Source organism: Streptomyces sp. AgN23, from assembly GCF_001598115.1.
GTDB classification, from domain to species: domain Bacteria; phylum Actinomycetota; class Actinomycetes; order Streptomycetales; family Streptomycetaceae; genus Streptomyces; species Streptomyces antimycoticus.
The window spans coordinates 2,316,410-2,330,208 of sequence record NZ_CP007153.1 but is presented as its reverse complement, the minus strand read 5'-3'; the positions used below and the strand labels follow the sequence as shown (position 1 = coordinate 2,330,208).

The 13,799-nt window shown below is 69.8% G+C and carries 9 protein-coding genes and 5 pseudogenes; 6 read left to right on the top strand and 8 right to left on the bottom strand.

Going from position 1 to position 13,799, the window contains the following annotated elements:
- Nucleotides 1-27: 27 nt before the first annotated feature.
- Both AS97_RS10070 and AS97_RS10065 read left to right on the top strand, forming a co-directional pair.
- Nucleotides 28-516, top strand: a pseudogene (locus tag AS97_RS10070) (DinB family protein); the annotation flags it as partial.
- 65 nt (nt 517-581) lie between these two features.
- Nucleotides 582-824 (top strand): carboxymuconolactone decarboxylase family protein, encoded by a 243-nt coding sequence (locus AS97_RS10065; protein ID WP_210564736.1) that lies wholly within the window; start codon nt 582-584, stop codon nt 822-824.
- A 360-nt stretch (nt 825-1,184) separates the two neighbouring features.
- Here the strand turns inward: AS97_RS10065 and AS97_RS10060 are convergent, their stop codons facing one another.
- Nucleotides 1,185-1,793 (bottom strand): hypothetical protein, encoded by a 609-nt coding sequence (locus AS97_RS10060; RefSeq protein WP_086709509.1) that lies wholly within the window; start codon nt 1,791-1,793, stop codon nt 1,185-1,187.
- A 1,450-nt stretch (nt 1,794-3,243) separates the two neighbouring features.
- On the opposite strand from AS97_RS10060, the pseudogene AS97_RS10055 reads away from it, so the two are divergent.
- A pseudogene (locus AS97_RS10055) lies at nt 3,244-3,536 on the top strand (class I SAM-dependent methyltransferase); the annotation flags it as partial.
- Entirely contained in the window at nt 3,536-4,390 is an 855-nt protein-coding gene (locus tag AS97_RS10050; protein WP_210564735.1) for an FAD-dependent monooxygenase, read from the top strand. The pseudogene AS97_RS10055 and the gene AS97_RS10050, both read left to right, overlap by 1 nt.
- Before the next feature lie 60 nt (nt 4,391-4,450).
- Here AS97_RS10050 and AS97_RS10045 read toward each other — a convergent pair whose 3' ends face one another.
- The 6 genes and pseudogenes from AS97_RS10045 to AS97_RS10015 form a co-directional block, all read right to left on the bottom strand.
- On the bottom strand, nt 4,451-6,031 hold the full coding sequence (locus AS97_RS10045) for an IS1182 family transposase (RefSeq protein ID WP_210564187.1): 1,581 nt from the start codon (nt 6,029-6,031) through the stop codon (nt 4,451-4,453).
- A 289-nt stretch (nt 6,032-6,320) separates the two neighbouring features.
- Nucleotides 6,321-7,104 (bottom strand): annotated as a pseudogene (locus tag AS97_RS10040) (SDR family oxidoreductase).
- A 121-nt stretch (nt 7,105-7,225) separates the two neighbouring features.
- Entirely contained in the window at nt 7,226-8,827 is a 1,602-nt protein-coding gene (locus tag AS97_RS10035) for an ABC-F family ATP-binding cassette domain-containing protein (RefSeq protein ID WP_210564734.1), read from the bottom strand.
- A 151-nt stretch (nt 8,828-8,978) separates the two neighbouring features.
- Nucleotides 8,979-9,560, bottom strand: coding sequence for a hypothetical protein (locus tag AS97_RS47165; RefSeq protein WP_247204309.1), 582 nt, complete (start codon nt 9,558-9,560; stop codon nt 8,979-8,981).
- A gap of 814 nt (nt 9,561-10,374) precedes the next feature.
- On the bottom strand, nt 10,375-11,517 hold the full coding sequence (locus AS97_RS10020; RefSeq protein ID WP_210564731.1) for an aldehyde dehydrogenase family protein: 1,143 nt from the start codon (nt 11,515-11,517) through the stop codon (nt 10,375-10,377).
- Nucleotides 11,496-12,089: a cytochrome P450 gene (locus AS97_RS10015; RefSeq protein ID WP_210564730.1), complete on the bottom strand. Its 594-nt coding sequence runs from the start codon at nt 12,087-12,089 to the stop codon at nt 11,496-11,498. The genes AS97_RS10020 and AS97_RS10015 overlap by 22 nt, the downstream gene beginning before the upstream one ends.
- Between AS97_RS10015 and AS97_RS10010 the strand changes: the two genes are divergently transcribed.
- Complete coding sequence (locus tag AS97_RS10010; protein ID WP_210564729.1) at nt 12,078-12,467, top strand: 2Fe-2S iron-sulfur cluster-binding protein; 390 nt, start codon at nt 12,078-12,080, stop codon at nt 12,465-12,467. The two genes, AS97_RS10015 and AS97_RS10010, sit on opposite strands and share 12 nt — an antisense overlap.
- Nucleotides 12,464-13,459, top strand: a pseudogene (locus AS97_RS10005) (molybdopterin cofactor-binding domain-containing protein); the annotation flags it as partial. The gene AS97_RS10010 and the pseudogene AS97_RS10005, both read left to right, overlap by 4 nt.
- Here the strand turns inward: AS97_RS10005 and AS97_RS47160 are convergent.
- A pseudogene (locus AS97_RS47160) lies at nt 13,356-13,795 on the bottom strand (IS5/IS1182 family transposase); the annotation flags it as partial. The pseudogenes AS97_RS10005 and AS97_RS47160 sit on opposite strands and share 104 nt — an antisense overlap.
- Nucleotides 13,796-13,799 lie beyond the last annotated feature (4 nt).

The following is a 13,799-nucleotide window of genomic DNA, read 5'->3' as shown; positions in this document are numbered from 1 at the left end:
CTGCTGCGTGAGTAAGACCGCGCCCGCGCCTACACCGACGCCCTGTGGAAGGACCTCACCCCCGACGAGATCACCTGGCGGCCCCACGAGGACTCCAGCGCCATCGGCTGGCACCTGGGCCACCAGGCCCACGTCGCCCACTTCATGGTCCGCAACCTCACCGCCGCCGAGCCCAGCCCCGACCCGGAACTGGACGGGCTCATGGACTCGGCCAACCCGGAGAAGTTCCGCGGCGCGCTTCCCACCGTCGAGCGGCTGGGCGCGTTCCGCGACACCGTCGCCGAACGCGCCCACGCCCGCATGAACGACATCGCGGGCGGACGTGTCGCCGCCCCGGACCAGCTCACCGTCGTCGCCCGCCACCTCCTGGTCGCGCTGATCAACCACGAGTACCAGCACGACCAGTGGATCGGCGAAGTCCGAGCGAACGACCTCGGCCACGCCCTCCCCACCGACCCGGACACCGACCAGGTCTCCCGCCTGGACGGCTACCTCGTCCTCAACCCGCTCGCCTGAGTCGACACCACGCCCGAGGCCCGCGAGCACGGCCCACCGCATATTGAGAGATCCAGGAACAGAGCATGAGCTACCACGAGCACACCGACTACAAGTACGCCCGCAACCTCCGCGCCGGCGCCCCCGAGGCGGTCAAGGCGTTCATGGAGCTGGACAAGCAGGTTCTGCGCAACCCCGACAACACCATCCCGCCCAAGTACGCCGAGCTGATGGCCGTGGCCGTGGCGCTCACCACCCAGTGCGCGTACTGCATCGAGACGCTCGCGGCCGGCGAGCCCGCCAGCTTCGCGGCGGGGCGAAGGCCGTGACCCAGCGGCTGCGCAAGCTCGGGCTGCCGCTGGGCGGTGCCCGGATCTACTCGGCCTCGGATGATCACGAACCAGACGTCACGGCACTACGCCGAAGCCCTGACCCCTCATGCTCCTCGGCCTCGCCCGAGCACGAAGTGGACGTCACTCGACTACGGCGAAGCCCTGAGGGCTGTCGCAGAATAACTTCAGGCTTTGATTTTGGTCAGGCGGTCTGTCTCGCGAGGTCATCGAGTGGAACGGCGCTTCGTCGTTCGTGAGTTATTTTCCGACGGCTCCCTGGGCCGCTCAGGGGTCGACCGGGTCCGGCGCATGCGTTCTCGGCGTTCTCTCATGCCGAGAACGAGAGGTAACGCCGCCTCAGATGGTCGGGGTGTCGTCAACAATCGGCCTGTGAATCTCCATGACCGGCTTCCACCCCGTGGAGAACTCGATGAAGTCTGCACGGGTGGGGTAGGTGTCGAACGCGCGACGGTCACGCTTGGGGCTGTCGGCCCCCTTGCGCCCCCGGGGAATCTGCTCCTCGAAGATGTCGACCTTCACGTCGGGAACCTCCTTGAGGCCCTGGCGCCAGATCTGCACGGTGTCGGCGCCGAAGGCCTGCCGGGCCGCAGCGTAAAGGGCCGTGAGGGCTCCCTTGTCCCCACCAGGGACGAAAAGTGCCAGGTCCAGCACGACACCGGCGGACTGGAGGACCTCGATGGTCACCGAGCCGTTCTCGTCAGCCACGTAGATCCCGGCTTCATTCTCGTCGTCGGGAAGGCAGGAGACCACTTCCTGGAATACGGTTCTCGCCGTGATCGAGCCGCCCTCGAAATCCTCACCGGACTTGGTCAGAAAAGCAGGGACATAGCAGTCGGGAAGCTTGAGTTCTGCCGTGTCGGCGGAAATGAAGAGCCTGTCCTTCACGCCGAGCTTCGTCACCTCTTCCAGCGAGAGGCGGCGAGCGGTGATCTTCTCCGTGTTCACGATTTCCCTTTCAGGTCGCACTGTCCCTCCGAACAAATACGCTACCACGAAACCCTGAGGTCAACTGCCCAGTAATCTTAGGGTAAATGGCCTCCGATGACCTGCGTGGGAGGATGCCGAAGCGAGTGTCACTCGGTCGGGAACACGCATCCGCCAGGTAGTGTCCCCCGTCATGCTGTTGAAGATCAACTGGCGGTTGCATTTCGGTGCGTTGGGTAGCGCGGGGGAACAAAAAGAGAGTGTATGACAGATATCACCCATATCGCCTTCGGGGAGGTGGCGGCGAGGTAAGGCGAACCATTCGTCGTGCATCTCGAAGAGCGCAGCGGAAACCAACCGGATGGTCCGACAGTGCAACAACGGAGACCCCACCGGCAACATCTGGATGGAGCGCGAACCGGAAGTCGCGTACTACCGCGCCCTCTTCGGTCAGGACTTCGGCGTAGTCGGCTGACGCCCGGTTGCTGACGTCTCGTCATATTGGGCGAGGTTCGGTACACAGCAGGCATGGACGTCCGCGATCATGGAGTTCTCTACGCTCTGTGACCTTGGACTGCCCGTGCCTGCCGACGCATCATCTGAGACCTCCCCCGCCTTTGAACAGCTCAGACCGCATCCGGAAGTGTCCGGGAGCGATCTTCCGGATCTGCTGGAACGCCTCGCACAGGTCCCGGACCCGCGGAATCCACGATCCGGCGACTGCTCGCCAGAATCGACGCGGACGCCCTGGACCGGGCGGTCGGAGCCGGGCTCGCGGACCGGCAGACCAGGGGACAAGGGCTGCGAGGGCTCGTGGTCGACGGGAAGTCGCTGCGGGGTGCGGCCCGCGCGAAGGGACGGAAGATCCACCTCCGGGTCGCCTGCGACCACGGGAACGCACTGGTCCTGGCCCAGATGGACGTCGGTGAGAAGACCAACGAGATCACCCGCTTCCGGCCTCTGCTCGACACCCTCGAGGATCTGGCCGGCACAGTCGCCACCAGCGACGCGATGCACACCCACCTTGCCGATAACTTCATCCGTGCAGGTCATGCGGCATGCTGGTATTCGTGGAGGAGGCCGCCGAGGCGATCACGTCGTCGTATGTCGAGGCGGGTTAATGTGTCCGGGTCGTCGATCGGCGCAGGTAATGGGTGCAGTGGGCGGGCGTTGGCGATGCCCTGGTGTGGTCGGTGTGCGTTGTAGAACTGCTTCCCGTCCCGGTCCCTGATCATGTAACGCGCTCGGCATCCTAGTCATGCAGGACAAGCGCGCCGGGCTCGCGGTGGACCAGCTTGCGTGTCTCCAGGGAACGGATGGTCGTGATGGGGATGCGGGCGTCACCGCGTCTGAAACGCACTTTGTTCAGGAAGCGGTCGAGGGTGATGTGGCCGGCGGCTTGGGAAGAGCGTTCCGGCCTTCGGCGGAGATCGGTCTTGGGGCGGGGTGGCGGGTGTGCCATGGTGCTCGCATGACGTGGAACGGTGAGGAGTACCAGGCCCGTTCGACCGCATCGCCGCCGAGGGAGGGGATGCCCATGGTGAAGCCGCGCTGGTCCGTTCTTTCGCGCCGTCCACGGTCGTCGACGCGGGCTGTGGCACCGGGCGGGTGGCCATCGAGCTGGCCCGCCACGGGATCGCCGTGACGGGCGTGGACGTCGACGAGTCGATGCTCGCCACCGCCCGGCGCCGGGCGCCGGGGATCAGCTGGTACCAGCGCGACCTGGTGGACCTCGACCTCGGGCAGTCGTTCGACGTTGTGGTGTGGCCGAGGCCCGCGCCAAGGGGGCGCGGCTGCGGGAACGCTTCGCGGTCACCGGTCTCATCGTCGTCGACGGCAGGGTGGCGGGGGTGCGGGGGGCCGGCCCGTACGGGCCCGTCGACCTGCACGCCCGCGTGGTCGTCGGGGCCGACGGCCGCAACTCGACGGTCGCCAGCCTGGTGAAGGCCCCGGTCCTGGAGGACAGGGGGATCCTCGCACGCAGCCTCTACGGCTACTGGAGGGGTACCGCGGAACGGGGGGTGCGGGTGGTGTTCCGCGGCCGGCGCGGCATCTTCCTGTGGCCGACGAACGGCGATCTCACCGTGGTTTCGCTGGTCTTCCCTCCGGAGGAGGCCCCCGCCCCGGGACGTACGGCGCGGGATGCGTTCTACATGTCGTCGCTGAGAGAGGTACCCGAGGTCGGGCAGGCCCTGGCCAGCGCGGACCTGGTATCGCAGCCTCGATCCGCGGCTGTCCGCAATGCCCGCAGACACGTCCACGGCCCAGGATGGGTCCTGGCCGGCGACGCCGGCCACCACAAGGATCCTGTCTCGGCCCAGGGCATCTCCGACGCCTTCGCCGACGCCGCCGTGCTCGCCGACGCACTCGACGCCGGGCTCTCGGGTTCCCTCGGGCTCGACGAGGCACTGGCGGGCTATTCCGCGACCCGCGATGCGCAGCGGCTCGCGGCCTTTGCCTACACCTGCCAGCAGGCCGAATTGCGTCCCTTCACCGCCGAGTTCCTCGACGACCTGACGCGGACCGCTGCCGACGAGCGGGCCGTCGAGGCATTCGTGAACACTTTCGTCGGCTGTGATGCCCCGTCGGACGCGGGCTGGCTCGGCGAGTCCCACTAGAAGGCCGATGAAGATCTTGGTGAGGGGCTGTCCGGCCGGAGGCCGGATGGCCCCTCTTCGTTATGTGGTGGCTGGGGCGAGGTGCCAGGCGCCGTCGATGCGGGTGAGTCCGAGGTTGATCAGTCGGCGGAGGTTGAGGGCGGCGGCTCGGGTGTGGAGCCAGGTGTCGTTCTTGAGGGTGCCGCGGTAGCGGAGTCGGCGGTTGCCGTGGTGGACGAGCCATGCGACGGCGCGTTCGACCGGTGGTCTCCAGCGGCGGTAGTCGGCCTGCCAGTCAGGATCGGTGGCGGCCTGGTGGCGGGCGGCCGCTTGGAGGTCGTGGTGCGGGCGGATGGTCAGGATGCGTCCGGCCTTGGCCTTGGTGCACTGCTCGCGCAGGGGGCATCCGGTGCATAAGTTCCCGAAAGAGGCTTTGCGCTGGTGGTGCTGCCCGCCGGGGTCGGACAGGCCCACGGCGTGTCCGGCCGGGCAGGTCACGATGGCGGTGGTGGTGTCGATGGCGAAGTCGTCGAGGGTGAAGCCGCCGGGGACGGCGGGCCGCAGCGGGGCGGGTTTGAGGAACAGCCGGTGCCCGGCCCGGTCCAGGGCCTGGCGGGCGTCGCCGGTGGAGTAGGCGGTGTCACCGAAGGCGTCCACCGGGGTGTCCTCGTCGGCGAGCAGCTCAAGACCCACGGCAGCCTCATGGTGCTCGGGCCCGGAGCCGGGCCGCAGGGCGACGGCGGTGTATAAGCCGGTCTCGGGCTCGATGGCCAGGTGGGCCTTGAAACCGTCCTGCTGGTGGCTGCGGGTCTTGTGGATGTGCCGGGCTTCCGGATCGATGGTGGAGACCATCCGGCCAGGGACGGTGCCCCGGGTGATGCGCCAGCGTCCGTCGCGGCCGTCGGAGTCCTCGGCGGGCTCGACGTCCTGACCGGCGACCAGGGCCAGGATGCCCACCGCGTTCGCGGCCTTCTCGCCGAGTTGCTGTTCGGGCAGGTGGCCCAGCAGCCGCAGCGCGTCCGTGACGAGTGCGTCGACCAGCTCGGCGCGGGCCTGCTCGTCGTTCCAGGCGATCTTCGGTTTGCCTGGGTCGGTGTAGTCGTGGGCGGTGCACTGGGCAGCGGCGGCCGTGTCGGCGCCGGGGACTTCGCGGATCACCGCGCGGACGGCGGCGATGATCTGGGTGACGGTGTCCTGGGTGGCGACCGCGTCGTCCAGCACAGTGGAGTCCAGAGCCCGGCGGTGCTTGCCCTTGAGGACACCGGTGGCCTTCACGACCTCGCGTACGGTCTCGAAGATGCGGTTCGGGCGGGCGGAACGGGCCAGCCGGCGGCGGAAGTAGGCCAGCAGCGATGGATCGAACGCCATGTCGTTGAGGCCCAGGCCGCATGCGGCCTTCCACCGCAGGTCGCACCGCAATTCCTGGACTGTCTCGAAGTCCGACAGCCCGTGCAGGGCCTGTAGCGCGATCGCGGCGGCCAGGATCTGCGGCGGCATGCTCGGCCGTCCATTCGCCGACGGATACATGTCCACGAACATCTCAGCCGGGAACAGCTCGCCACGATGCTCGGCCAGGAACGCGAACACACTCCCGGCCGGAATCAGGTCCCGGCAGGTCTCCCACACATCCGGCCCGACCATCTCGCCGACCCACTCACCCATCGCCACAAGACAAGTCTGGCCCTGCCGCTGACACGGCAGGGCCAGAACCCAAGATCTTCACGAGCCTTCTAGGGCGTGCCTCGAAATGAGCGCCGTCCGCCCGCAGGGCGGGCCCGGCGGCGCCTGGTGCGTGCGATCGCACGGCGGAAGTTCGCCCTCGTACCGGGCGTACTCGGACGATCCCGACAACGCAGCGAGCGTGCGCGCCAGGCATCGACGGGCAGGCGGCAGTTTCGGAACACGCCCTGAAGACACGGACTCCTCCCCTCCGTCATTGGCGGAAACGCGGTCAGTGTGAGAGACCCGGGGGAAGCCCCAGGAACAGGCCACCGCTGACCTCGATGAGCTGCCCGGTGACCCACCTCGCGTCATCCGAGGCGAGGAACGCCACGACATCGGCGACATCGGCGGGGGTGCCGATCCGGCCGAGCGCGGTCATGTCGATGATGACCGGCCTGGTTTCCGGCTGCTCCCGTCGCTCGGCCGCGGTCAGGTCGGTGTCCACGGCACCGGGGGCCACGGTGTTCACCGTGATGCCACGCTCGCCCAGCAGGTGCGCCAGGGTCCGGTTCATGGCCACCACCGCAGCCTTGGCCATCGTGTACGCCACGTCCGCCACCGCCACCCGGACCGCCGCGGAGGACACCGACACCACCCTGCCGCCGTCGGCGAGCAGCGGCAGCGCGCGCTGTACCAGGAAGAACGGCGCCCGGGCATGCACCGCGAACAGCCTGTCGAAGATCTCGGGGGTGGTGGCCTCGAAGAACGTCGTGCTGAAGCCCGCGTTGTTGACCAGCACATCGAGGCTATCCCGGCCGCCGTCGGCGAACCGGGAGCCCGTCTCGGCCAGCAGGCCGTCCACCCCGGCGACCGTCGACAGGTCGGCACCGACGGCGAACGCTTCTCCGCCGCGTTCACGGATGTGCGCCACGGTCTCCTGGGCAGCCCGTTCGTCGTGTGCGTAGTGGACGGCCACACGGGCGCCGTCCGCAGCCAGCCGCTCGGCGATTGCCGCGGCCGATCCCGCGCGAGGAACCGGTGACCAGTGCTGTGCGGCCTTTCAGGTCGAGCATGGTGCTCCCTCAGCGAATCGACCGGTCCGCAAGGACCGGGTATGGCCGTATGGTGTTCTGCCGGTATGGGCCCGGAAGGGGCCCGGTCCTTACGGACCGGGCGGCGCGCCGGTGTCCGGGGTCAGGCCAGGGAGATCAGGTCGGCGTATTCCTCGCTCCACAGGTCTTCCTCCCCGTCGGGGAGGAAGAGGACCCGGTCGGGGCGCAGGGCCTCCACCGCGCCGCGGTCGTGGGTGACCATGACGACCGCGCCCGGATAGTCGCCCACGGCGGCCAGGACCTCGTCGCGGGAGACCGGGTCCAGATTGTTCGTGGGTTCGTCGAGCAGCAGCACGTTCGCGCCGGAGTGGATGAGACACGCCAGCGCCAGCCGGGTCTTCTCGCCGCCGGAGAGCACACCGGTGGGCTTGTCGGCGTCGTCGCCTCGGAACAGGAACGCGCCCAGCACCTGTCGCACCTCGCCGTCGGCCAGTCCCGGGGCCGCGGACGACAGCGTCTGGAACACCGTCGCGGAGGGATCGAGCGTGTCGTGCTCCTGGGCGAAGTACCCCAGACGCAGGTTGTATCCCGGTACCACCCGTCCCCGGTCGGGCTGCTCCTCACCTGCCAGGACGCGTAACAGCGTGGTCTTGCCCGCACCGTTGAGCCCCAGCACGACCAGGCGGCTGCCCCGGTCGACGGCCAGGTCGATCCCGTTGAAGACCGTGTGCTCGCCGTACGACTTGGTCAAGCCGACCGCCGCCAGCGGGATGCGCCCGCAGGGTTCCGGGGTGGGCAGCCGCACCCGGGCCACGCGTTCGGCCCTGCGTGCCGGCTCCAGTTCCCTCAGCATGGTGTCCGCACGCCGGACCATGTTCCGCGCGGCCACCGCTGTCGCCACGTGTGAGCGCATCTTCTCAGCCTGCGCGCGCAGCGCCGCCGCCTTGCGTTCGGCGTTGGTACGCTCCCTGGCTCTCCTGCGCTCGGCGGCCTCACGGTCGGCCTGGTAGCGCCGCCAACCGGTGTTGTACACCTCGATCGCGAGCCGTTCGGCGTCGACGTGGACGACCCGGTTCGCCACGGCCGCGATCAGATCAACGTCGTGACTGATCATCAGGAGACCGCCGGGGAACCCCGACAGGAAGGTGCGCAGCCAGGCGATGGAGTCCGCGTCGAGGTGGTTGGTCGGTTCGTCGAGCAGCAGCGTGTCCTGCTCGGCGAAGAGGATTCTCGCCAACTCCACCCGTCGGCGCTGCCCGCCGGACAGTTCGCCGAGCCGCTGAGTCAGTACCCGGTCGGGCAGCCCGACGCCCGCGGCCACCTGTGCGGCGCCGGCCTCGGCCGCGTATCCCCCAAGGACGTCGAACTCGTCCTGCGCCCTGGTGTAGGCGCGCATGGCCCGGTCCCGCTCGGCGTCGGACCGGGCTTCGGCCATGGCGGTCTCCGCGGCGCGCATCGCGGCCGTGACCCGGTCCAGGCCACGGGCGGCCAGGACCCGGTCCATGACCGTCTGGTTCTGGTCGGCTCCGCGGGGGTCCTGTGCGAGGTACCCGACCGGTCCGGTCGCCTTGATGGTCCCGGCGGCGGGCCGCAGCTCACCCGCCATCGTGCGCATGAGCGTCGTCTTGCCCGCTCCGTTGCGCCCGACGAGGGCGACCCGGTCGCCGGGGGAGATGTGGAAGTCGACGTCCGACAGCAGTAGACGTGCACCGACACACACATCCACACGAGAAACTGTAATCAATGAATACTCTCCGTGGCTTCCTGAAGGCAGACCTGTCCCCCGAGGCGGGATAGGTCGCTAGGAAACACGCGGAGTAGACATGCGCGTCATGTTAGCAACCTGCTGCCGAGACACGCCAGCCGGTTCTTGGTGTGCCCGGGTCCCGCACGGATCAGCCCGCAGCGGCACTCTCCCTTGCGGGGGCGGTGCGCGAGGCACCCATCGCCGCGGCGGCGCAGACGGCCGTGGCCACCAGGCCGAGGACCCCCATCCCGACGCCGAACCCCAGGTGCCCGGTCTCGGTGGCGCCGACGAGTAGTCCGGCCCCACTCGTGCCCAGTCCGGCCGCGGTCACGTCACTGATCTGTAGCGCCGACGAGTTCGCTCCCGTCTCGCCCTCGGCGGACTGTTCGAGGACGAGTACACCGGTGGTGGGAACGCACACCCCCATGCCCAGTCCGCCCACGATCCACAGCAGGTACACCGGCCACCCCGGAGCCCCCTCGAGGCACAGGGCCGCCATGCCCACGAAGCAGCACGCCAGGGCGATGAGACCCCAGCGAAGCAGCGACGACCTCGTCATCCTGGTGATCCGGCCCTGCGCCTGGGCCCCGACCCACCAGCCGATGGATCCCGCGAGCAGGGGCAGGCCCGCAGCCGCAGTCCCGAAGCCGTGGAGCGTGGCGAGGGTCAACGGCACGACGGACTCCACGGCGTAGAACGCCCCCGCCAGCAGGCCGCGCACCGCGATCACGGCGGGTACCCCCCCTGCGCAGTCGTGTCGCCCCCCGGGGCAGTAGCTCCCGCAGCCCCGCCACCAGCGCCAGCAGACCCACTCCCAGCAGGAGCACGGCCAGCGGCGTCCGCCCGGCGACGACGGCGTTGCCCCCCGACTGCAGCGCGACGACTCCACCCCCGGCGAGCAGCGCGAACAGGGGCTTGCGGAACCCGCCCGCCGGGGCGCTACCGGGCGCGTCCGACGTGCGCAGGGCGGGGAGCAGCGCCCCCGCACAGGCCAGCGCCAGCGGTACCAGGCCGAGGAACACCCAGCGCCAGCCGGCGTGCGCGGTGATCGTGCCCGAGAGGATCGGCCCGACCAGTGCCGGCACGACGTAGGCCGCGGAGATGATGGCCAGTGCCCGGGGGCGCAGTTCCGACGGGTAGGCGGTGGCCACGATCTTGAACACCGCTGTCGAGGCCAGCCCGACGCCGATCCCCTGCGCGCCCCTGCCCAGGACGAACAACGCCATGTTCACAGCGGTTCCCGCCACCAGCAGCCCGACGGTGAACACGGCGATGCCGGTGAGCAGCGGTTTGCGCGGACCGACGCGGTCGCACCACTGGCCCGCCGCGCCGAGGCCCACCAGGTTCATGACCAAGAAGGCGCTGTAGGCCCAGCCGAAGAAGGCGAGCCCGCGCAGCTCGCGCACCGCCGAGGGCATTGCGGTCGCGACCGCCAGACCCTCGAACGCGAACAAGCTGATGGCCACGGCGATACCGATGCTGGTGAGCCGCCACTGCGGTGCGAAAACACCAGGGGAACGTTCCACGATTTCCTCAACCAACTGCTACAGGCGATGCGTCACTTGCTTGATCCGTGTGTACGCTTCGAAACCGTATCGTGACAGATCCTTGCCGTGCCCCGACTGGCGAAAGCCGTCGTGCGGCAGTTCCGAGGGAAACTGTAGATGGGTGTTGACCCACACGGTGCCGTAGGCTAGATCCGCCGAAAGCCGCATCGCCCTTTGGCGATCGGTTGTCCAGACGGCGGAAGCGAGGCCGTACGGCGAGGAGTTGGCCCGTCGCAGGGCGTCCGCTTCGTCAGTGCAGCGCTCGACGGTGATCACGGGGCCGAAGATCTCCGTACGTGTGATGTCGTCGTCCCCGCGCACTCCGTCGATGACGGTGGGAGCGTAGAAGAAGCCTCGGTCGCCCACCTCGTGGCCGCCCGTGACCACCCGTGCGTGCGGCGGTAGCGCGTCGATGCACCCCCGCACACGCGCCAGTTGCTCGGGGTTGTTCAGCGGCCCGTACGCGCTGCCGGGTTCCGAGGGCGGACCGGGGCGCCGTGTCGAGGCCTCCGCCACGAGCGCCTCGAGCAGCGGCCCGTGCGCCGCGTCGACCACCAGGACCCGGCTGGCGGCTGTGCAGTCCTGCCCCGCGTTGGTGACGGCCCCGGTGACGATGGTCCGCGCGGCGTCGGAGATGTCGGCGTCGGCGCACACGAGGACCGGGGTCTTGCCGCCCAGTTCGAGGTGGGTGCGTTTGAGCGTGGCGGCGGCGCGGGTGGCCACGTCTACACCGGCCGCCACCGATCCGGTCAGCGAGACCGCGGCGGGAACGGGGTGCTCGACCATGAGGCGCCCCGTCGCCGGGCCGCCGCAGACCACGTTGAGCACGCCGGGCGGCAGGATTCGGGTGGCGAGGTCGGCCAGCATGAGCGCCGACGAAGGGGTGGTGTGCGCGGGCTTGAGCACGACGGTGTTCCCGGCGGCTATCGCCGGAGCCGCCTTCAACACCGCCATCAGCAGCGGAAAGTTCCACGGGGCGAGTTGCGCGCACACTCCCACCGGCTCGCGCCGGGTATAGGAGGTGTGCTTCGGTGTGTACTCTCCGAGGAGTCCCTTGTGGGTGGTGAGGTGGATCTGCCGCTGGTGGCGGACGAGCGGCGACCGGCCCAGTCCGGTGTTCAGTGGCCGTCGGTGACCCACAGCGACGTGAAGCCGTGGAAGCCGAGGTTGTTGTTCCAGTTGGTCTCCTGGGGCGGCACGTGCAGGCCCGGCCACCTGCGGTACAGGGCACTCAGCGCGGTCCGGGTCGTCTGACGCACGAGCGGGTCGCCGAAGCAGAGGTGCCGGCCGATGCCGAAGGTGAGGTGCCGGTTGGGCAGCGGACGGTCGAGGACCAGCTCGTCCGGGCGGTCGAAGACGTCGGGGTCGCGGTTGGCCGAGGCCACGTACAGCAGCAGGGGCCGCCCCTTGCGCAGGGGGACGACGGTCCCGTCGGAAGCGGTGTACTCGAAGTCCTCACCCGCGACTCGTCCGACGAACGAGACCGGTGTGCACACGCGCAGCAGTTCTTCGACGGCGGGGCCCACGGAGCCGGGATGCAGCAGCAGGTCCCGCTCGGCGGTGGGGACGGCGGCGAGGGCGTGCACACTGTTGCCGATGAGATACCGGATGGACGCCACGCCCGCGAACAGCAGCAGTGCCGCCTGCGCGATCACGTCGCGCTCGGAGAAGCGGTGCCCGTGTACCTCGATCTCCCGTAAGTGGTGCAGCAACCCGCCCGCGGCGCGCGAGCGGCGCGCGTTGTCGGCTGCGGTACCGGGGACTGCGGCGCCTGCGTCGTGCTGCTCGACGGGGACCCGGTCTGCTCCTGCCTCGTCCTCGCGGTGCAGGCCGACGGCCGGGAGGTCAGCACGGTGGAGGGCGTCGCCGCCAGCGGTGACCTGACGAGGGCGCAACGGGCCCTCATCGAGGAGCACGGCCTCCAGTGCGGATTCTGCACCCCCGGCCTGGTGGTGCGGATGGCCCACGCCGCCGACCGCGGCGGTAGCGAAGAGGACGTGCTGGCCGGGCACTTGTGCCGGTGCACCGGCTACGGCGGCATCCGCGCCGCGCTTCGCGGGATCTCCGGTGACTCGGGGACCGACCGATGAGCGGGACGCGGCACCACCACATCGGAAGGCCCGTTCCGCCCCACCACCACGACCGGTTGGTGCGCGGGCACGGCCGGTTCCTCGCCGACCTGCGCGCGGCGGGATTGCTGTACGCGACGCTTGTGCGAAGCCCGCTCGCGCACGCGCGGGTTGTCGGCTTCGACGCCACCGCCGCCAGGAACGACCCGCGCTGCGCACTCGTGCTGGGCCCCGACGACCTCGCCGAGCGCACGGCACCGATCCCCACCGTCTGGCGGTTGCCCGGCCAGCCGGAGGACCACATCCCCGTCGCCACGCACACCGCTCGTTACGCCGGGCAGCCGCTGGGCATTGTCGTCGCGGACACGCCGACCGCGGCCGAGGACCTGGCCGAAGCCGTACGCCTCGACCTCGATCCCCTGCCTCCGGCAGCCACCATCGCCGACGCGCTGGCCGGGCAAGCGCCGCTCATCGTGCCGGGCGCCGTCGGCAACGAGGCCGGGAGCATTCGCTTCGGCTCTCCCGAGGAGGACATCGCCGCGGCTCTCTCACGAGCGGAACTGGTCGTGGAACGCGAGTTCACCCTGCCGAGGGTGAACCACTCCCCTCTGGAGCCGCGCGGTGTGCTGGCCGAGTACGACCCGGGCACCGGACTGCTCACCGTGCACGCCAGCAGCCAGTCCCCGCACTCCATGCGCCAGGACCTCTGCACCGTGCTGGGGATGCGTGCGGACCGGGTGCGCGTCATCGCGCCCGACGTGGGCGGGTCGTTCGGCAGCAAGGTCCTGCTCTACCCGGACGAGGCGATGGTGTGCGCGGCCGCGGTCGCCCTGGGCGCCGCGGTGCGCTGGGTGGAGTCGCGCACGGAAAACCTCACCGGCGCCTACCAGGGGCGGGGTCAGCGGACCACCGCTCGCCTCGCCATCGACTCCGAGGGCCGGTTCCTCGCGTTCGACGCGCACATCCTCGCGGACCTGGGTGCGTACGCGACCCAGGCGGGCAGCGGACCGCACCAGGTGACCGCCCTGACCCTCCAGGGCCCGTACCACGTGGACGCCGCCGCGGGCCGCGGCGCGAGCGGATCGGCGGAATGCCCCGCACCAGGGGCTTGAGCGCCAGGCTGCCGTGCAGGTTCGCGCTGGAGATGCCCAGCGACAGGGGCAGACCGGTGCGCTCGGTGATCAGGTGGACCTTCGCCCCGTTCTTGCCGCGATCCACAGGATTCGGACCCGTCAGCTCCCTCCTTTCAACGCCCGCATGTTCACTGAGTCGATCGCGCACCGGGACCAGTCCAGCTGACCGCGAGCGCCGAGTTCGTCCAGGACCAGCCGGTGCAGCTTGGCCCACACCTCC

Bases quoted from the DNA above. Each gene is read 5' to 3' on its own strand.
- AS97_RS10065 (WP_210564736.1), top strand. From the start codon at position 582: ATGAGCTACCACGAGCACACCGACTACAAGTACGCCCGCAACCTCCGC.
- AS97_RS10045 (WP_210564187.1), bottom strand. From the start codon at position 6,031: ATGGGTGAGTGGGTCGGCGAGATGGTCGGGCCGGATGTGTGGGAGACC.